Below are 18,371 nucleotides of genomic sequence, written 5' to 3'. Positions count from 1 at the left end.
GCATCACCACCTTTACTCACGGTTCCTTTTTTCGCTTGCCAGCGCCGGCTGGTTATCGATTGTGCAGGCATTGCCTGGTAGCCAGGTCGTCGGTTTCTTTTTGCTCGTGGATGGATATGGCATGGTTATAGGCTTTAAACTGCTTTTCCTTGAGTTTTTCCATAATAGATCGTTCCTGCATGGCCTGAACCAGCTTTTGCCTGCACTGTTCAAACTTTTTAATCGATTGATCCACGACTTGCTCTTGCTTTTTAATTTCTCTTATCATGTATGCGCAGTAAATTTGCTGGTTGATAATATCTACAGGGCTCGCAAAGCAATTTTCTTGTACTGCCCGGTTTAATTTATCCCTGGCAATGCACAGGTTATCATATTGACGCCGGTATTCCTCATGCGCCCGGGCCTGTTCCAGTGCGGCCTTTTCCTCGCGGGCCTCTCGGTGTTTTAATACAGGTTCCAGACGAAATGAAAATTTATGCATTTATGCATCAGCCTCGCACGAAAGTTAATCCTTGCACAGTTATCTCAAAATCAGACTTTTCATGAAGGTCTTGTTTTAAAAATTTGACTATTTCAGGGTAATACTTTAACGCCTCGTCGATAGCCGGATTGGACCCCTTTACATAAGCACCTACGTTGATGAGGTCTTCTGATTGTTTGTAAGTGGCCAGCAGGTGTCGCAACCGGGTGGCGGCTTGCATGTGCTCGAGCGTTACCAGGTTTGGCATCAACCGGCTGACGCTGTGCAATACGTCAATGGCGGGAAAGTGGCCGTGGGCCGCCAATTCCCGGGATAAAACAATGTGCCCGTCCAGAATGCCCCTTACCGCGTCGGCCACTGGCTCGTTCATGTCATCCGCTTCCACCAGCACGGTGTAGAAAGCGGTAATGGTACCCCGTTGGGAAGTGCCGGAACGTTCCAGCAGCTTGGGCAAAAGGCTGAAAACCGATGGGGTATAGCCCTTGGTGGCGGGCGGTTCTCCGATGGCCAGACCCACCTCGCGCTGGGCCATGGCGAACCGGGTGATGGAATCCATGAACAGCAGCACATTTTTACCCCGGTCCCGGAAATATTCCGCTATGGCACTGGCAGCAAAGGCGCCCTTCAGCCTGACCAGGGCCGGTTGATCCGAGGTGGCGGTAATCACCACTGAACGGGCCATGCCGTCCCGCCCCAAGTCGTTTTCAATGAACTCGCGCACTTCGCGGCCCCGTTCACCGATTAGCGCGATGACATTCAGGTCGGCGCTGCAGAACCGGGCCATCATGCCCAGCAAAGTACTCTTCCCCACACCGCTGCCGGCAAAAATTCCGATACGCTGGCCCTTGCCGCAGGTCAGCAGCGCGTCGATGGCCCGCACCCCGGTTATGAAAACTTCGTTGATGCGCTTTCTTTCCAGCGGATCGGGTGGAGCATTGTTAATCGGGTGTTTTTCCCGTGCATCCAGACTTTTGCCGTCAATTGGCCTGCCCAGACCGTCCAAAACCCGGCCTAACAGGTCCTCGCCCACGCTGACGGTTAATGAAGACCCTCGGGGCACCACCTGGCATCCGGGGTAGATTCCCCGCAGTTCACCCAGCGGCATTAAAATGGAGGAATCTTCCTGAAAACCCACCACCTCCGCCATTACCGGTTCGCTTTCACCCGGCACGACTATATCGCATACTTCACCTACTCCGGCGGAGATACCCTTGACTTCCACTGTCAAGCCGATAACCTTGGTTACTTTGCCCGTTGAACGCAGCAGCTTGGCCTTATTCACTTGCTCCCGCCAGCGCCGGATGTCAGCGATCAAAGTTTGCATCTGGCTTACCCGGCCCCTTCATTATTAAAGGACTTCAACAGGGCCTGCCATCTGGTAGACAGCCTGGCGTCCACCTTGCCGTAATCGGTTTCCACAACGCAACCGCCCCTGCCCACAGCTTCATCCGTCATGATTTGCAGCTCCGCCCGGGGCGGCAGGTGGCCCAGCAATCGCTCGCGGTGTTTTTCACACATCTCCTTTTCCGCCGGGTGCACCCATAGGACGACATATTTGCGGTTACTGACCAGTTGAATGGATTCTTTCACAATGGCCAGGACGGCATCAGGGTCGAGTTCCAGTTCCCGGTTTACCAGTTTCTCGGCAATTTCCAGGGCCAAATTGCGGATTTCCGTTTTTAAGCTGGCCAGCTTTTCCCGTCGTGCTTCCTCGGCCCGTGCCAGCACTGTCCGGGCCTCGGCCCGGATTTTTTTAGCCTCGTTCCGGGCTTCTTCCATGGCTGCCCGGTAACCTTCGGCATAGCCTTCCCTGGCGGCTTCAGTATTAATTTTCTCGGCTTCGGCGGTAGCCGCCTGCCTGGCTTTTTCAATGATCGTGGAGGCAGCTTGTTGTGCGCGGTTTATAATGGCTTTGGCCTCGTTCCGTGCCTCAGCCAGTAAATCCGAGGGTATACTTTCCACGGCTTGTTTTTGTTGCGCCATATCCCCCGCATTATTACCAACAATGAAATGATGCCGCAAGTCTAAATTATACCGGACTTGCAATTCGGAAATGCCCGACTGTCGGTTACGTATGATTTTATGTAATAATGGCATCCTCACCACCCCGTGCTATAATAATCTCGCCGGTTTCATCCAGGCGCCGGATAACTTGTACTATTTTTTGCTGCGACTCCTCAACATCCCGGAGACGCACGGGTCCCATGTATTTGATTTCATCCCGCAGCATATCGGAGGCCCGCTTGGACATGTTTTTGAAGATCCGTTCCTGCACGTCTTCGTTGGTGGCGCGCATGGCCTTGGCCAGATCCTTGGGGTCGACTTCCCTGAGCACACGCTGGATGGAGGGGTCGGGCAGCTTGACGATATCCTCGAAGACAAAGAGCAATTTGCGAATTTCCTCGGTAAGTTCGGGGTCAGTTATTTCCAGTTCTTCAAGGATTGTTTTTTCCGTGCCCCGATCCACCCGGTTTATAATGTCCACCAACGACTTGATGCCGCCGGAACTCTGTTCGCTATGTTCCAACACCGACAGTTTGCGCTCCAGAATGCTTTCCACCTCGCGCGTCATTTCAGGGGAAACCCGGTCAGTCGTAGCGATGCGCCGGGCGATATCGCTCTGTAACTCCGGGCTTAACGCAGATAATATCAACGCCGCCTGGTCACTGTGCAGGTGGGTTAAAATTAAAGCTATCACCTGGGGGTGTTCATCGCGAATAAATGACAGCAAGTGCTTGGGATCAGTTTTACGCAACGAACTGAAAGGTTTATTTTTAATGGTGCTTTGCACTTTTTCCAGGATTTCTATAGCTTTGTTGTCGCCTAGTGCTTTATGAAGCATTTCTTTGGCGTATTCCAATCCTCCCACCATGAGGTACTCCCGGGCCTGGGTCATTTGTACAAACTCTTCCAGAACTGTCTTTTGAACTTCCTGCGGAATGGCATCCATCATGGATATTTGCTGGGTTATTTTTTCAATGTCTTCCTGGTGAAAATTCTTTTTTAATATTTGAGCTGATATATCTGAACCCAGTGATATGAGTAATATGGCGGTTTTCTGCAAGCCGTTTAATTTAGTTGCGTTGGTGACCACAACACATTACTCCTTTAACCATACTTTTAATATTTCCACTACGTCGGACGGTTTTTCCCGGGCAATTTCCTTGATCAGGGTGCGGTATCCCGGCTGAGGTTCTTCTATTACGATTTCTTCTTTCGGCTGCTTTGCTTCTTCGGCGGCCCGGCGCAGTGCTTCTTCTTCAGCCTTTTGGCGTAACATCATTTCTCTGCGCCGACGGGCCCGCCGCCGGAACAAGAAAAATGCGATCAATAAAATTAATAACGCACCTGCCACTGCTCCGGGGATCAGAAGCTGCTTATCAAGCGGCGTTGCCGCAGTGGTTACAGGCGTATCCTCGAAACTGGGAACGGCTGCCTCGTTGAATTCTATGCCGGAGACGGTTAATTGATCGCCCCGGGTGGCATCGTAGCCCATGGCGGAAGCGATCACCCGCTGGATGGAATCCAGCTGGTCCTGTGTGTATTGGCCGTCCACTACCACGGATACCGAAAGGCGGCGGATGGTGCCCGGCGCTTTCACCAGCGTTTGCTGGGTGGTATCTACCTGATAGTTGGTGGTGCGCTCTTCCCGGTTATAATTAGAACCGGCGCCCATACCCTGATCCGCTAAAGGCATGGTTGTCCCCGGCATTTCGGAGTCCATGCCCGGTATCCCCCCGTTACCCGCGCCGCCCGAACCGTCTTCGGTCACTGTCTGCTCGCTGAGCACCGAACCGGGACCAAACTCCGTTCGCACCGTTTCTTCCCGGTCAAAGTCCATATCGGCGCTAACCATGGCCACCGCCCGGCCCGGACCCAGGATGCGATTCAACATTTGCTGCAGCCGGCTTTCCATTTCCTTTTCGTATTGCCTTTTAATCCCGAGACTTTGCAGCGTTGAGGCCGAAAGCAATCCGTCATCGCCGGATTTCATGGCGTCGTTGAGCACATTGCCCTGCATGTCAATAATATGTATGTTATCCGGGGACAATCCCTGGACGCTGCCCATGACCAAGCTTTGAATGCCTTCCACCTGGTTGGGTTCCAGCTTGGCAAAAGGTTTTAATTTCAGCGCTATGGAAGCGGAAGGCGTCACCTGTTCGTCCAGAAAAACGCTTTCCCGGGGCAGCACCAAATGCACCCGTGCTTGTTCCACTTCGCTCAGCTGGACTATGGTACGGCGCAGTTCCTCTTGCAGGGCTCGCTGGTAGCCCACATGCTGTTCAAACTCCGTTATGCCGAATTTCTTTTCGTCAAAGAGTTCAAAACCGGCGCCATTTGTGTACAATGCACCGGCGCTGGCCATTTGAATACGTAATTTATAAACCTGGTCTTTGGGCACCTCAATGGTTTTGCCGTTATTGGTCAAGCGATAAGGAGTCTGTAAGCTTTCCAGTTGTTCAATGACCTTGGCTGCATTTTGCGGTTCTAACTCGGTAAACAATGGTGCATAAGCGGGGCGCAATAACATTTGGCCCAGTAAGGCCATGGTTACCAGAATACCGGCGCAACTTGCTGTAAATAAAACTTTTTGGGAAGATCCAAGGGACTGCCACCATTGTCGCAATTTATCCAGTATTCCGCTGCTCATCCGACCACGCCTTCTACCAACATGTAATTATATCTGCATTCGTGACATTTCCTGATAAGCCTCAATTAATTTGTTACGCACCTCCACAGCCAGCTGCATGGTAAGTTTGGCTTCTTCCAGGGCGATCATGACCGTATGCAAGTCCTTGACTTCGCCGGTTAAAAATTTTTTGACAGTTTCTTCGGAATTTAGCTGACTGCTGTTTAAGTTTTCAAGGGCTTTGTCGAAAACATTATTAAAGGAATTACTTGCAGTTTTTGTATTTCCCGGTGTTTGGTTTACAGGCTCGAGTTGCAACGGTAAAGCCGCGGGCAATATTTTCATAAATTATCATTCTCCTGCAAAGGAAAGTATTAACGACCCATTTCCAGGGCGCTGACAGCCATGTTTTTTGACGCTTCCAAAACGGTGACATTGGCCTCGTAAGCCCTTGTGGCTGCTATTAAATTAACCATTTCATTTAATATATTAATATTCGGATAAGCTACGTACCCGGTTTCCGGGTCAGCGTCAGGATGGCCGGGGTCGTGAACCAGCCTCGGTTCACTGTTATCGTGGACCAACCGGGTGACATGCACCCCTCGGCCCGGAGTAGCATCGTTGTTCATTTTTTGCCTCAACACTTCAGCAAAAACGGGCACCTGGCGTTGGTAAGGACGGTTGGCCGGGTCATCCGGCGTGCCGGTGCTGTTGATATTGGCTACGTTATTGGCAATCAAATCGGCCCAAAAGCGATTGGCCGTCATTCCCGATGCGCTGATGTGAAAACTTTCAAACAGGGCCATGATTACCTGCCTCCCTTAATTACATAGCTCATGGTGTTGGCCCGGTCGCTTCTCACCCGGGTTGCCAGCCTGTATAAAAGGGTGTTGGCGGCCAGGTCAACCATTTCTTCATCTATATCTACATTGTTTTTACCGGCTTTCATGGCGGTATCCCCCACCTGGACCACCTCAGGTTCCAGGTTTTGCAACCCACTCTGCCCCGGAGCAATATGTCGCGCGTTGGTGGTGCGCATGGTAAAGTCGCTTTTTCCCAGCGCTTGCTGCAACTGCTGCTGAAAATTAACCTCGAATTTTTTAAAGCCGGGGGTATTAATATTGGCAATGTTATTGGCAATTACCTGCTGGCGCAGGGTACAGGCATCCATTTGCCTGACCAAAACAGTGGATAGAGTATCGTTAAATAAGTTCATAAAATTCCCCCAGTTGGTATAATATTTCCAAATTAATTTGATGAGGAATATCTTCAACATTATTTTTTTTATTCCTGCAAAAAAAATTAATTATTAGGCATTTTATGAAAAAATAACCCTTATTTTAATATTTTTGCAATAAAAAATAGGAAGCCACAAGTGACTTCCCGCTTTTAATTTATATAGAAGTTATTACTTGCAGCCTGGCAATCATAACGCAGATTTGCACCTTAGACCCACGGCTTTGCGCCCCCGGTTTTCACCGGGTTTGCCCAGTGTATGATTCTTTTGTCAAATGTACATAATTATATATCTTATGACAAATTATATCAATATTATATAGATTAATCAATAAATATATCATTTCAGGGCTTTATAAAGTTTTAATCAAGGTGAATAAGAAAAATGCAATAATTTACACTATTTTATCATAGAGGTTAAACGATAAATAGGAAATAAGCAATAGGGTTTTAGACTTATATCTTCATGACCAATGTCCCATTGACTTACGGAAAGTGTGGTGTTTTTTTCGGCCATTGATAAAACTAAAATACCCCGCCTGAGCCGGCGAGGTCAGAAATAATGTTATTCTGATAATCATTCTTAAAATTAAATCATCTTATCGACAATAATACCTAATAGCTTTTTAAAATAAGCCACCATGTCCAGTACCTTTTCCGGGGGGATTTCCCGAATTACAGTATTGTCTTTCTCATTGATGACCTTGACCATAATTTCCCCGCTTTTTTCGTGCAATTCAAAACGCAGTTCCGTTACATAAGATTCCATGGTGTTGTTTAATTTGTTAACAGCCTGCTCCAGTTCCTTCCTGGAATACTGTTGCCCCTGGCGTTGTTCATCGGTATCCGCTATGGTCTGCTTGGCTGCGACCCCTCCGTCGTGCTGCTTTTCCGCCACTGCCGGTGGCCTGTGCTTATTCAGGTCGGCAACCGCCCCGGGGTCTATACCTGCAATTTTCATTACACTTCACCTCCCACCGGCTTTTACTTTTTTTTATCAATAAAGTACGCTCGCATCTGCCGGGCTTTTTTACGATACAAGTTATCGGCCTGCCTGGCGGTGCGCAGTTTACCCATGGATTTAACCAGAGCATGATGTTTTTCTTCCAACTCCTGCATGACCTGCCGGTTAATCTCTTGGACTTGAAGCAAACAATCCTGGATGTTTTGTTTCAGGCGTTGCATATCCCGTACCAATTTTTCGGCTGCAGCATTGTGAAAAACAGCCTGGCGGGCATTTGCCAGGTAGGCTTGCTCACGGATAATTATTTCCTTATCGAGCCCGTCAACGATATCTATAATTTTCTGACGCGCTTCGATGAGTTCATTGAACTTTTGCATGTCATCGCCGGCCAGGGCTTGTTGCTGCAACGTGGTCATTAGACAAAACTCCTGCAGTAACGCCAGTTTCTTCTGCAGGGCCGCACGGGTTTTAAGCAACGGTTCCCTGCCGTTAAACACAATTGCCAACTCCTTAGCCCTGTTCCCGGGCCTTTTCCATGGCCTCTTTCCATGTGTCGCGCAAATCTTCGGTCAGCGCGACGATTTCTTGGAGAATGTCGGTATCTTTTTTTATATTGGCCTGCATCAACTGGTGAATTATAAAATCGTACAGGCTGTGCAGATTGCCGGCTATCTCGATATCCCTGTTCAGGGTGTCCTGCAGGTGCGCGTATATTTCCTGGGCCCGAACCAACTTTTCATGCGCTTTTTCCAGCTCTTTGGCTTCGATATGTTGCATGGCCTGGCGGATAAACCGCACCCCGCCGTTATACAACATATGTGTCAATTCTTCCGGCGCAGCGCTCATAACTGAATTTTGCTGGTACTTTTGATATGGGTTGCTTAAAGCCATTAACTTTACCCCCTGTCAATCTTTTTACTGACCGCCCGTGCCGAACTGCTGCATCAACCACATACTTTGAGCATTCATTTGTTGGATGGCCTTTTCCATGGCCGTAAACTGCCGCCAGTAGCGATCCTCTATCTGTTGCAGTCGTTCTTCCATGGTTTCAATTCTTTCGTCGATATCCTTGATTTCTTCACCGATAAAGCTATCGTCCACCAGATCGTAGTTGGTGTCGCTACCGGCCTTTTCAATAATCCTGTCCATGGCGTTGTTTACATCATCGTACAGCCGCATGGCAATGCCCTTCTGGCTGTAATCATCGGCGCTTTTGGTGAACAAGTCCAGCACGCCCTGCGGGTCTTGTTCCACCGCCTCGCGCAGTTTTGTTTCATCTATTACCAGGGTGCCGGACATGTAATCCTGGGTAGTGGTGATGCCGATGGCGGCCAGGCTGTTGCTGTAAACGGTTTGGCCGTCCTTTACATACCCCCCGCCAACGTCCACCGTGGCCGACATGGTCATGCGCATGTTGGAAAAAATACTTGATAATGTGGGATCGTGGCGCAACAAGCCGCTGCGGGCTTTTTCTATCCACTGGTCAATCTGGTCATCAGTAAGCTGTTCCCGCTGCTCGTCAGTAAGCGGTTTGTAGTCGGAGTAGCGTTCTTCGTATAGTTTGTCACTGATTGTTTCCATGGTGGTGTTATACTTGTCAATAAAGTCGACAATGGCATCAAATACGGCGTCGGTATTTTTAGAAACGGTAACGGTAGCGGTGCCGCCGGCCTTGAGCGTCAAGTTTACGCCATTTACCGTCACGTTGTTGGTGGAACTGGTCAGCCCGGCGGCGTCGCCGAAATCAAAAGAAGCATCCTGGCCGGTATTGTTGCCGGTTACCAGTTTGAGTTTAAGCGTGTTGTCATTACCGGTGCCGTCCCCGGATAAAAATTTATCGGGGTCGGCGGTTACATTAATAACGGCGTCTGTTCCCGTGGTGGTCGTGTTCAAGAAAAACCTGTTTAATGTACCGTCATAACTGGCGGTAATGCCCAGATCCGCGTCATTTATTTCCGCCACCACATCGTAAATGGTTTTGCTGGCGGTATCAAAACTAAAGTCCTTGCTTCCCTGACTGCCGGTAAGCGAAAAAGTGAGCGTGGCGGGCAGTCCGGTAAACTGTTCCGCCAACTTTTTTAATGTGCCACTATCGCTTGTTTCATCAGCCAATTCGCCGGTACTGGCCACGGAAACGCCCTTGGCCAGTTTCGTCACCGTAACGGTATAACTGCCCGGCGCTGCGGTGCTGGCGGCCGTAGCCGTCAGCACGCTTTCATTTGAAGAAGAAGCGTTTTTGGCCAAGTAGGTGGACTGCAATTTCATATTAAAAACGGTGTCCCGGAAAGTCCGCAGCGACGTATTAATCTCTCGATAGTCCTCCTGCTGCCATTCCAGGATTTGCTTATCCTGTTCCAATTTTTGCACGGGTATCCGGTGCGCCTGCATCAAGTCTTTGATAATTGAATCGGTATCTATGCCGGACGCTAATCCGCCGATCCGCAGGTTGGAGGTCACGGTTATCACTGCCTTTCTTTTTGAAAAATACTATGTTATTAATATCGGTATAAGTACCAGAAACTTAACTTATCTTAATAGCTTGTTTAATACTTTTCAGCCAAATGGCATTCAAAAATGACTGGATTGACTGCATTATCCAAAAGCTGGTATCATAAGCTTATAATTGAGTCTATTTGTGCCTGTCATTTAGAAGCTATCTTTGATATTAGCCGGCATTGCAACAGAACCTTTTAAGGAGAACAACATGGAAACCAATTAGATAGTAACATTTCCTGAGTCAACCGCTTCCTGTAAATTCGTAACGCCAAAGCACTTGTTCCTACCCCGCGCAACCTCACGATACACGCCTTTGGGTACATAAACCTCATCAAATAACTCCCATAATAGTTGGAGTTGTTCTATTTTGACAATTTAAGATCTTCCTTTGTATATTCGCACTTTAGAATAATGCTTTGTCAACTTCTATTCATCGGCGAGTCTTGACTGTTACAGCAATACGAAGGTGAAAAAATTAAGCTCACAGAAGAGGCGGACAACATCTTTTTCAATCCCGGCCACACAACACATTGCCACCAGAAAGTCTGAGAAGAACGAAATCGCTTTGCGATAGCTTATAACAGTTCAATTTCGAACAGATCATGTTATAATAGAACGGTACAGCCATTGAAAAGCAGGAATTATCGCCACTACCTTGTGAGCTGCGCAATCCCGGATTATCGTCTATGAAAAAATCCGTTTTAAACATAAGCATACCGCTGTGTTACATGAATTATTTGGATCTGCATTAACTTTTGGGTATGTTAGAAACCGCCGACCCGTGCTACCATCGCCAGTAGCCGGATGGGAAAAGAAAAGCCCTCCGCCGACGTGGTAGCAGAACTGAAAGAATTCTTTCTCTATTATGATTGTAAATTAGCGGGAGATGGTTGTATGTTAAAATTCCGTTTAAATAAATTAGAATATATTTGTCATAAGAACCGGGTAGCACTGGTTTATCTTTTTGGCTCACAAGCCCAGGCGGGAGCGAAAATACTTGCGGGAGAGAAAATCATAATTGATGACCCGTTAACTGACCTGGATGTAGGTGTAGTAACGGAAGGTCCGCTACCCCCTCCAAGCCAGCGATATAAGTTTTACGCAGAGCTATATAACGAAATGGAGGATATTTTCAAGCCTTTGCGCCTTGACTTGGTGCTGTTGGAAGAAAATCATTCGGTATTTCAATTGGAAGCTATTAAGGGGATATGTGTTTACCAGAATAGCCTGGAGAAAAGAGATGATTACGAAATGATGATTCTCCGCCGCGCCGCTGATTTCCGTCCATTCCTGGAGAAATACCTCCAGGAAGTCCTGGAGGAGGTTAAATATAATGATTAATCATATCTTGCTTGAACAACGGCTGGTTTTAATGACAAATTACCTGTTAGAATTGGAAAAGTTAGCCCAGACCCCGAAGAGTGAATTTTTAAACGATAAAACTAAAACCGGGGCTGCCGAGAGTTACCTGCGCCGGTCATTAGAAGCTATCTTTGATATCGGCCGGCATATTATGGCCAAGACTGGATCAATCGATCTCGCGACAGAGTATAAAGCTATTGCCAGAGGTTTGGAACAAAAGGGTATCGTAGATGACCGGCTAGGCAAAAGACTTATTGAGATGGCTGGCTATCGTAATCGCATGGTACACTTATATAACGAAGTGGACAGATGAAGAACTCTATAACATCTTAGAAAATGACCTTAGTGATATAAAAAACTTTATAATTCAGATAAGGGATTACTTAACGCAAAAGTTAACATAGGGGACGGTTCCTTGGCTCCGACAACAACTTCGATTTCCCCGTAATGCAGCGTACCATAAAGTTGGTTAACAATTTCACGGTTTCTAACTGAACAGATAGTAACATTTCCTGAGTCAACCGCTTCCTGTAAATTTGTAACGCCAAAGCACTTGTTCCTACCCCGCGCAACCTCACGATACACGGCTTTGGGTACATAAACCTCATCAAATAATTCCCATAACAGTTGGAGTTGCCCTATTAACGATAGAGCCACAATGGGGCTGGTATTGCATATGGCTTTACTCATGGTTATTCCCAATGTCTTTCATTATTTGCTCAATCGCCAACTCATCCTGCTTAAGATCTTCCTTTGTATATTCGTACCAAGGTATACCCCGTTCCTTTAAAATATCCATGAAATCAACATACGTTTTCCCTGCAATCTCCGCTGCCTTCCCTATAGATATGACCCGGTTGACAAATAATTCATTGGCTACAGACAGTCTAACTTTATCGTCAATTGATGTACCCGAAAGTTTTCTCAGAAGAGGTTTTAGTTCTGCAGGTAGTGTTACCTTAAAGGTCGATTCTTGCGTGGCCATATATTAAATCACCCCCGTTAGGGATATTATACCACTAAGAGTAGGCACAACCAAAGTCTCCCAGGCATAACTGGTGAAAATTGTGATCAAGGGAAGGTGACAATTTCAACACTTTTAAGCCTGGCTTTTCTTAGATCTAAAGGGAACCAGGTTAGAAAGGTTTTTATTGCTTTTAGAAAAAACATTAATAGCATACTTTCAGCCTATACTACTTATAAGAACAAAACCCTTAAAAATGAGATCCTGCGGCGTTTAATTGACGTTGTCATCCTAAATAAAACAGGAAAAGGGACTTTTGACTTATTTATGCAGCCAAAGATATTATCGCAAATGGTTATTATTGACAGTTAACACTGTCCTAGGTATAATTAATAAAAAACTAAGAGGCTTTAGCTGTGTCCAAAAAACGTAAGGATAACGAAAAGAAGTTTGGTTCCTGGGACAAACTTCCCGGTGGCGGTCGCCGGTATTACTACGAAATTAAAGGAAAGCACGGCTGGTCAGCCCGTTACGTTAAAGAAGTCAACCAGGCGGAAACAACCATTCGGTTCTATCAGGAGATTTACGATCAAAATGATAATCTAGTAGAAATACATGAGAAATATCCCATTGATAAAGGCCACAAAAAAGTTCTGAAAGGAGAGATAGAGTGAAAATCACCCGTAAACACATAGCACAAAAGCTTATTGATTACCTTTACCATCGAATTACCCTGACAGAACTTGTTAATTGGGCTGAAAATGCTATGATGGAAGCTGAATTTGAAGAAAAAGATTACGAGACTCTGAAAGAGATCACTGGTCGTATAGGCCTGGCCGACGTCAAGGCCTTCGGCATTACCTGGGAAGAATGCCAGAGCTATTTGCGCCGTCTTGGATACCAGATAGACCTAAAAATCGTCGACCTGAGAGCAGTTTAAAACTGGATTGCCAAAGCCCCTGAAACCTTAAAAAATCATGCTTGGGGGCTTTGGTACTATGAGCTAACATTCTACACAAAGAAGACAAATACCATCAAAATTATTACCAAATTGCTTTTTTTTCGGGTCACCGGGATCATCGGGGTCAGATCTTGACTTTGACATCTTAAACTTTCCTTAATAACAAATGTGCCGAGTAGATATGGGCCTCTAAACTTTAGGAGCAGGTTTGTTTTATCCTTTTCTTCCCGTTTCCTCTGGGAGTGCCGCAATATTCGCTCCATCCCCCCATGTCGGCATAACCACGGGTTCTTTGTATTCTTACAGGTGAAGATGTAACGGTGTGTCCGGTATACCAAAAAGTTAAAATGCGGGCAGTCTTTGGTAAAAAATTTAAAACCCATAGCCCTGGGGCCCAAGAACCGCGACTTCGCTCTTCTGGCGCAATCAAAAATTTTGCAGCTTAGTTTGGGCGTGTAGGTTTTTGAAAAAAGCTCAAAAGTCGGCTAATATGCGACAGTTGAGCCTTTTTTGCGCGCAAAACTTCCGATTGCGCCCTTCAAGAACCAGCCCGAGTGTGATTCCTAACGGTTACTTTCTGGATTCAAGTTGAAGTTTTAGGATTAATTCCGCTAGTAACAAATCCATTTCTTCATCAATATCAACCGATCTTTGCCGAGGCATAACGTAGGCAAATGTATCCGAACCAAACCAGTTTTCACGCTCACGGATAAAGTCCCACCATGCCAGGTAAATGGCTCCGTTAAGACGATAATATTTGGGTAATTCCTGGCGGTTGGCCGGAATGCCGGGCCTGAGAAAATCTTTCATGCAATCGTCCTCGGGCAAAGTATTGCTCCACCACGGGTGATGTTCAACTTCACAAACAGACACGATTGCGTCGGCATCGCGTTCGATCAAATGATCTAGTGCTGCAATAATATCCTCAGCGCTACGCAGGGGGCTGGTGGGCTGCAGGGTCATTACACAATCATACTTTTTACCCCGCTCCTCCAGCCAGGACATGGCGTGGTGGAGCACGTCAATGCCTCTGGCATTATCGGTGGCTAACCCGGCCGGACGCATAAACGGGACATCTGCCCCAGCCTTCCGGGCAATACCGGCGATATCTCCCCCATCGGTCGAAACCATCAGGTAATCAAATACGCCGCTTCTCCTGGCCGCCTCTATTGTATAAACGATAAGCGGCTTGCCGGCCAGCGGCCTGATGTTTTTCCCGGGAAGCCCTTTTGATCCGGCCCTGGCCGGTATAAAGCCGAGGACTGATAGACCTTTAAACAATTTCTACCCTCCAAAACCCATGGTTTCAAAGAATTTAAGCGTTTGCTGGTATTCATCCCATTGCCCGATGTCAAACCAGCGGCCGTAATGCGGGTAAACTCCGATACGGAGCTCCTGGTCCTGCACGGCATTTATAAGCTCCGGCATGTCAATTCTTTTTCCTTCCGGCACCAGAGTCAGCACGGCGGGCTCCAGCACATAAAGCCCCGTATTCACCAGGAAGTGAAAGTTAGGTTTTTCCTCGATCCAGAAACTGCTGTCTTCGGTGCGCAAAACGCCGTAAGGAACGACAAATTCTTTCAGCGCTCCCACTATGGTGATCGTATTTTCCCGCTCCCGGTGGTACTGCAGTAAATGGGCGTAATCCATTTCCACAATAATATCGCAATTAGTTAACAAAAATGTACCATCGAGATGCCCGGCCAGCAGGGAAAGGGCGCCGGCCGTGCCCAGAGGAGCCTCTTCCTGAACAAAATCAATATGGTAAGGACGCGTATTGCCATTGAAGTAAAGGCGAATTATCTCGGCCTTGTAACCAAGGCACAGGATAAACTGGCTGAGCCCCTGGTGGTAAAATTTTTCCATAATGACCTCGATAATAGGCTTGTCTCGTAGTGGAATCATGGGTTTGGGGAGAACTCTGGTAAAGGGGTCCAGCCGCGTACCCTGCCCCCCGGCCATAATGACCACTCTTTCAGAGTGAGCTTCCGCCCTGGGCAAAAACAGTTCCTGCCAGACCAACAGGTCCACAACCCGCCCAAGTTTATCGACAAGCGGAACATGTCGAATGCCATGATCAACCATTAACTGGCGGGCAGCTTCTAAGGAAGAACCTGCCGGGAGGATTTTCGGATACGGGTTCATTATGCGCGAAACGAGTTCTTGCAAGTTGACTCCCTCTAGGAGGGCACGGCGTACATCGCCATCCGTGATCGTGCCCAACAGGCGGCCGTCCTCATCCGTTACTAGCAATATTTGCCGGGCGGCACGGTCCATCTTTTCCAGTGCCTGTACGATAGGCAGATCAGGAGACACCTGAACCTTCTCCAATTTATCGCTAAGTTCCATAGGCTACGCCTCCAAAGAAAGATTCAGATCATTTCCCAGGTGATCACTGTATCGGCTGAAATATCCGTTCTGGCGCGCCGGCCTACAACTACATCCCACATCTTCGGCGGTATGCCTGTCCCCGGTCTTTTGACGGCCAACTTGTCCGGTGTGATTACCTCCCCTGCGGCTATATCAACCGCGGCAACCAGACTACGTCTGGCAGCACGCATGATTTCCCTTTCACCCGGGCCGGGACGTTTAAAACCGTCTCCTAAAGCCTTTTCGACATTACGGATAGCTTGAACCATAGCCGCCAGTTCATCAGGTTCCAGGGAGGCCTTATGGTCGGGGCCTTCCATTTCCCGGTCCAGCGTAAAATGCTTTTCAATCACACAGGCCCCCAGCGCGGCAGCCGCTATGGCCACTTCAATACCCCGGGTGTGATCCGAGTAGCCAACCGGTAAACCAAAAGCCTGCCGCAAAGTAATCATTGCCTTTAGATTCACTTCTTCAAACGTAGTCGGATAGTTGGATGTACAGTGCAGGAGGGTGATTTCCCGCGCCCCGGCTTTCTGCAGCGTTTCAAGCGCTTCCTCAATTTCGCCAAGGGTAGCCATACCGGTGGACAGGATAAGCGGTCTTCCTTTGGCTGCAACGTACTTTAAAAAAGGAAGGTTGGTCAGTTCACCGGAAGCGATTTTAAAAAAGGGTACCTCCAGCGTATCCAAGAGGTCCACACTATAATAATCGAACGGAGTAGATAAAAACATAATGCCCGCCCGGTCGCAGCAGGCCTTTAATTCACGAAATTCTACGGACGAAAGTGTCAGCCGCCGGATCATCTCCAACTGCGATTCTTGGTATCCCGGCATGTTGACCTGCTGGTACGATGCTCTTTCCGCGTCTTTTGCCACCACCTGCTCCGGAATGAAGGTCTGAAATTTCACCGCATCAGCGCCGGCTTTAACAGTAGTATCCACCAAGAGTTTGGCAATATTGAGACTTCCATTATGATTAATCCCTGCTTCGGCAATAATAAAAACACCTTTTTCAGGCACCAAAGGACACCACCTCTTCCGTTGTTGGAAAGTCCAGCTTCTTTTCCAGTAACCGTCTGTCCAGGGGTATTGATTCTAAAACGGAAACTACCCGGCCGCTTACATTGCCATCCCCGTAGGGGTCATAAGGATTTTGAACATTTTTCACATCACGGCGGAATTGCTCGTCGTACAGTGCCTTTTGTAAACCGGCCACAATATCTTCTTTGCGGCAGGGCACATCAATGACGCTTTTTGCCCGTACCCGCCCCTTTTGCCTGTCGCCAATGTTAACGGTGGGCACTTTGAGCGAAGGTGCCTCGATAATACCGCTGGAGGAATTGCCCACCACTGCCGCCGCATATTTCATAACTCCCAAATAACCGCGGGTGCCCAAACTTTTATGCAACTTGACATTTGGATATTCAGCCGCGTAGGCTTCCCAGGCCTCAATAATCTTTCTGAATCCAACCTCTTTGCCCGGATAGGTAATAACCTGCTGAAAATCATAGAATTCCTTTAAAGCAGAGATAAGAATAGCTACCTGTTGCGCGGGATCTTGCTCCTTGGTTAAAGTTTCTGGATGATAGGTGATCAAAAGTATGGGCTGATTGACATCAATACTAAAGCGGGCTTGTATCTCTTCAGGAGGCATTAACTCCGCGCGCATGATATTCTCCACACCCGGTGCGCCGACAACATGGATACGCCAGGCCTCTTCCCCCATTTGTCTGGTGCGCCGTCCATATTCAAAGGTGCTGGGGAAATGAAGGTGGGCCATCTTGGTGATGGCATGGCGCACCTGCTCATCAAGAGCTCCTTCTGTTGTTTCCCCTCCACAGAGATGAGCAACAGGGATTCTATAAATAAGCGCTGCAATTAACGGAATGAAGAGTTCATAACGATCACCCAGTAGAATAACAATATCTGGGGTTTGGCCGGAAAAGTACGTAGCAGATTCTACCAATCCTAAACCGACAGATTTGACAAGAGCACCGGGGGTATCGGAGGCCAGAAGATTATCAACCAGGTAGGCAACTGGTAGGCCATCGTTTTTGATTTCTTGTACTGTACGGCCCTGTGTGGGCGAAAGGTGAGAGCCAGCAACCATAATCGATAGATCTAAATTGGGTGAAGCCATAATTGCCTTTAACAAAGGCTTAAGAAGACCATACTCAGCCCGCGTGGCCGTGAATGCCATTACTTTTCGCATTTTTCAATCATTCCTCAAGTTCTCTTATGACCCTGGCCGGATTCCCTGCTACTACCGTCCAAGGCTCCACATCACGAAGCACCACCGCCCCTGCTCCAATAATGGCGCCTTCGCCTATCTTTACCCGCTGGATAATAACGGCGCCAGCGCCGACGTGAGCCAGGCGACCCACCCGCACGTCACCGCATATTACCGTACCCGGTGCCACATGAACGTGATCGCCAATTGAAGAGTCGTGTTCGATCACGGCGCCAGAGTTGATAATTACATTTTTGCCGGTTTCCACTCCGGGGTTGACCACCGCACCGGGAGCAATTACAGTACCATTTCCCAGAATTACATTGCCGGAGACGATGGCTGTCGGGTGGGATAACACTGGGAAGGAGAATCCGAGTGCCCGGATTTGCTCATACAGCTGAGAACGCGGCCGGTTATCTCCGGTGCCACCGACACCGAGGGCGACCAGGGTAATATCTTTTTGCAGTAGATTGGGAAGAATGCTGTCGTCACCCAGGTAATTGTAGCCCCAACTGGCAGCGGGTGATCGTTCTCTGGGAGCGGTATAACCAATTATGCCATACCTCCCTTGTTTCTGGATAATGTCCGCGATTACCGCCGCGTGGCCACCTGCGCCGATGATTACAATGGGTATTTTTGTTTCTCCTGCAGTCACAATTTCACCCGGTGGCATATTTA

The 18,371-nt window shown here is 48.0% G+C and carries 23 protein-coding genes and 1 riboswitch; of the genes, 4 read left to right on the top strand and 19 right to left on the bottom strand.

Translation table 11 applies throughout. The features are described 5' to 3' along the window. Window positions 1–52 precede the first annotated feature (52 nt). The 12 genes from fliJ to BM299_RS01900 all read right to left on the bottom strand — a co-directional run bounded on the left by fliJ (window position 53) and on the right by BM299_RS01900 (window position 9,768). A complete protein-coding gene (gene fliJ, locus BM299_RS01955; protein ID WP_092481777.1) occupies window positions 53–481 on the bottom strand; it encodes a flagellar export protein FliJ in 429 nt (142 codons plus the stop codon). 7 nt (window positions 482–488) lie between these two features. Then, window positions 489–1,805 carry a flagellar protein export ATPase FliI gene (gene fliI / locus BM299_RS01950; protein ID WP_092481776.1) on the bottom strand — a complete coding sequence of 439 codons (1,317 nt, stop codon included), beginning with the start codon at window positions 1,803–1,805 and terminating at the stop codon, window positions 489–491. A gap of 5 nt (window positions 1,806–1,810) precedes the next feature. Further along, entirely contained in the window at window positions 1,811–2,464 is a 654-nt protein-coding gene (locus tag BM299_RS01945) for a FliH/SctL family protein (RefSeq protein WP_165608134.1), read from the bottom strand. Window positions 2,465–2,561: 97 nt separating this feature from the next. Continuing rightward, the gene (fliG, locus tag BM299_RS01940; RefSeq protein WP_092481774.1) at window positions 2,562–3,575 is read right to left on the bottom strand and encodes a flagellar motor switch protein FliG; all 1,014 of its coding nucleotides are present in this window, start codon (window positions 3,573–3,575) and stop codon (window positions 2,562–2,564) included. Between the two features lie 6 nt (window positions 3,576–3,581). Continuing rightward, window positions 3,582–5,132: a flagellar basal-body MS-ring/collar protein FliF gene (gene fliF, locus BM299_RS01935; RefSeq protein ID WP_092481773.1), complete on the bottom strand. Its 1,551-nt coding sequence runs from the start codon at window positions 5,130–5,132 to the stop codon at window positions 3,582–3,584. Window positions 5,133–5,159: 27 nt separating this feature from the next. Then, on the bottom strand, window positions 5,160–5,456 hold the full coding sequence (gene fliE, locus BM299_RS01930) for a flagellar hook-basal body complex protein FliE (RefSeq protein WP_092481772.1): 297 nt from the start codon (window positions 5,454–5,456) through the stop codon (window positions 5,160–5,162). 29 nt (window positions 5,457–5,485) lie between these two features. Continuing rightward, window positions 5,486–5,917: a flagellar basal body rod protein FlgC gene (gene flgC / locus BM299_RS01925; RefSeq protein WP_092481771.1), complete on the bottom strand. Its 432-nt coding sequence runs from the start codon at window positions 5,915–5,917 to the stop codon at window positions 5,486–5,488. Window positions 5,918–5,919: 2 nt separating this feature from the next. Next, window positions 5,920–6,327 carry a flagellar basal body rod protein FlgB gene (gene flgB, locus BM299_RS01920; protein WP_092481855.1) on the bottom strand — a complete coding sequence of 136 codons (408 nt, stop codon included), beginning with the start codon at window positions 6,325–6,327 and terminating at the stop codon, window positions 5,920–5,922. 194 nt (window positions 6,328–6,521) lie between these two features. Next, window positions 6,522–6,610, bottom strand: a riboswitch (cyclic di-GMP riboswitch). Between the two features lie 326 nt (window positions 6,611–6,936). Then, window positions 6,937–7,308: a flagellar protein FlaG gene (locus tag BM299_RS01915; protein WP_092481770.1), complete on the bottom strand. Its 372-nt coding sequence runs from the start codon at window positions 7,306–7,308 to the stop codon at window positions 6,937–6,939. 23 nt (window positions 7,309–7,331) lie between these two features. Then, window positions 7,332–7,808, bottom strand: coding sequence for a hypothetical protein (locus BM299_RS01910; RefSeq protein ID WP_092481769.1), 477 nt, complete (start codon window positions 7,806–7,808; stop codon window positions 7,332–7,334). Window positions 7,809–7,821: 13 nt separating this feature from the next. Further along, on the bottom strand, window positions 7,822–8,202 hold the full coding sequence (fliS, locus tag BM299_RS01905) for a flagellar export chaperone FliS (RefSeq protein WP_092481768.1): 381 nt from the start codon (window positions 8,200–8,202) through the stop codon (window positions 7,822–7,824). 24 nt (window positions 8,203–8,226) lie between these two features. Further along, window positions 8,227–9,768, bottom strand: a complete 1,542-nt coding sequence (locus BM299_RS01900) for a flagellar hook-associated protein 2 (protein ID WP_092481767.1) — start codon at window positions 9,766–9,768, stop codon at window positions 8,227–8,229. A gap of 843 nt (window positions 9,769–10,611) precedes the next feature. On the opposite strand from BM299_RS01900, the gene BM299_RS01895 reads away from it, so the two are divergent. Then, window positions 10,612–11,148, top strand: coding sequence for a nucleotidyltransferase domain-containing protein (locus tag BM299_RS01895; protein WP_245779604.1), 537 nt, complete (start codon window positions 10,612–10,614; stop codon window positions 11,146–11,148). After that, on the top strand, window positions 11,141–11,482 hold the full coding sequence (gene hepT / locus BM299_RS01890; protein ID WP_207545098.1) for a type VII toxin-antitoxin system HepT family RNase toxin: 342 nt from the start codon (window positions 11,141–11,143) through the stop codon (window positions 11,480–11,482). The genes BM299_RS01895 and hepT overlap by 8 nt, the downstream gene beginning before the upstream one ends. Before the next feature lie 47 nt (window positions 11,483–11,529). Here hepT and BM299_RS19175 read toward each other — a convergent pair whose 3' ends face one another. Continuing rightward, window positions 11,530–11,859, bottom strand: a complete 330-nt coding sequence (locus tag BM299_RS19175; RefSeq protein WP_165608129.1) for a PIN domain-containing protein — start codon at window positions 11,857–11,859, stop codon at window positions 11,530–11,532. Then, entirely contained in the window at window positions 11,852–12,154 is a 303-nt protein-coding gene (locus BM299_RS01885; protein ID WP_092481765.1) for a UPF0175 family protein, read from the bottom strand. Before BM299_RS01885 ends, BM299_RS19175 begins: the two co-directional genes overlap by 8 nt. Window positions 12,155–12,549: 395 nt before the next feature. Here BM299_RS01885 and BM299_RS01880 point away from each other — a divergent pair, with 395 nt between their 5' ends. Further along, window positions 12,550–12,807, top strand: coding sequence for a hypothetical protein (locus BM299_RS01880; protein ID WP_092481764.1), 258 nt, complete (start codon window positions 12,550–12,552; stop codon window positions 12,805–12,807). Beyond that, window positions 12,804–13,073: a hypothetical protein gene (locus BM299_RS01875; RefSeq protein ID WP_092481763.1), complete on the top strand. Its 270-nt coding sequence runs from the start codon at window positions 12,804–12,806 to the stop codon at window positions 13,071–13,073. Before BM299_RS01880 ends, BM299_RS01875 begins: the two co-directional genes overlap by 4 nt. A 591-nt stretch (window positions 13,074–13,664) precedes the next feature. Here BM299_RS01875 and BM299_RS01865 read toward each other — a convergent pair. The 5 genes from BM299_RS01865 to BM299_RS01845 are packed head-to-tail and all read right to left on the bottom strand — an operon-like array spanning window position 13,665 to window position 18,366. Then, window positions 13,665–14,375: an acylneuraminate cytidylyltransferase family protein gene (locus BM299_RS01865; RefSeq protein ID WP_092481761.1), complete on the bottom strand. Its 711-nt coding sequence runs from the start codon at window positions 14,373–14,375 to the stop codon at window positions 13,665–13,667. A 3-nt stretch (window positions 14,376–14,378) separates the two neighbouring features. Then, complete coding sequence (locus BM299_RS01860; RefSeq protein ID WP_092481760.1) at window positions 14,379–15,443, bottom strand: nucleotidyltransferase family protein; 1,065 nt, start codon at window positions 15,441–15,443, stop codon at window positions 14,379–14,381. 23 nt (window positions 15,444–15,466) lie between these two features. After that, window positions 15,467–16,483, bottom strand: a complete 1,017-nt coding sequence (gene neuB / locus BM299_RS01855) for an N-acetylneuraminate synthase (protein ID WP_092481854.1) — start codon at window positions 16,481–16,483, stop codon at window positions 15,467–15,469. After that, the gene (neuC, locus tag BM299_RS01850; RefSeq protein ID WP_092481759.1) at window positions 16,476–17,675 is read right to left on the bottom strand and encodes a UDP-N-acetylglucosamine 2-epimerase; all 1,200 of its coding nucleotides are present in this window, start codon (window positions 17,673–17,675) and stop codon (window positions 16,476–16,478) included. The genes neuB and neuC overlap by 8 nt, the downstream gene beginning before the upstream one ends. A gap of 7 nt (window positions 17,676–17,682) precedes the next feature. Then, on the bottom strand, window positions 17,683–18,366 hold the full coding sequence (locus BM299_RS01845) for an acetyltransferase (RefSeq protein WP_165608133.1): 684 nt from the start codon (window positions 18,364–18,366) through the stop codon (window positions 17,683–17,685). Window positions 18,367–18,371: the final 5 nt, after the last annotated feature.

This window comes from Desulfoscipio geothermicus DSM 3669, assembly GCF_900115975.1.
GTDB classification, from domain to species: Bacteria; Bacillota; Desulfotomaculia; order Desulfotomaculales; family Desulfallaceae; genus Desulfoscipio; species Desulfoscipio geothermicus.
This window is presented reverse-complemented; position numbering and strand designations above follow the sequence as displayed.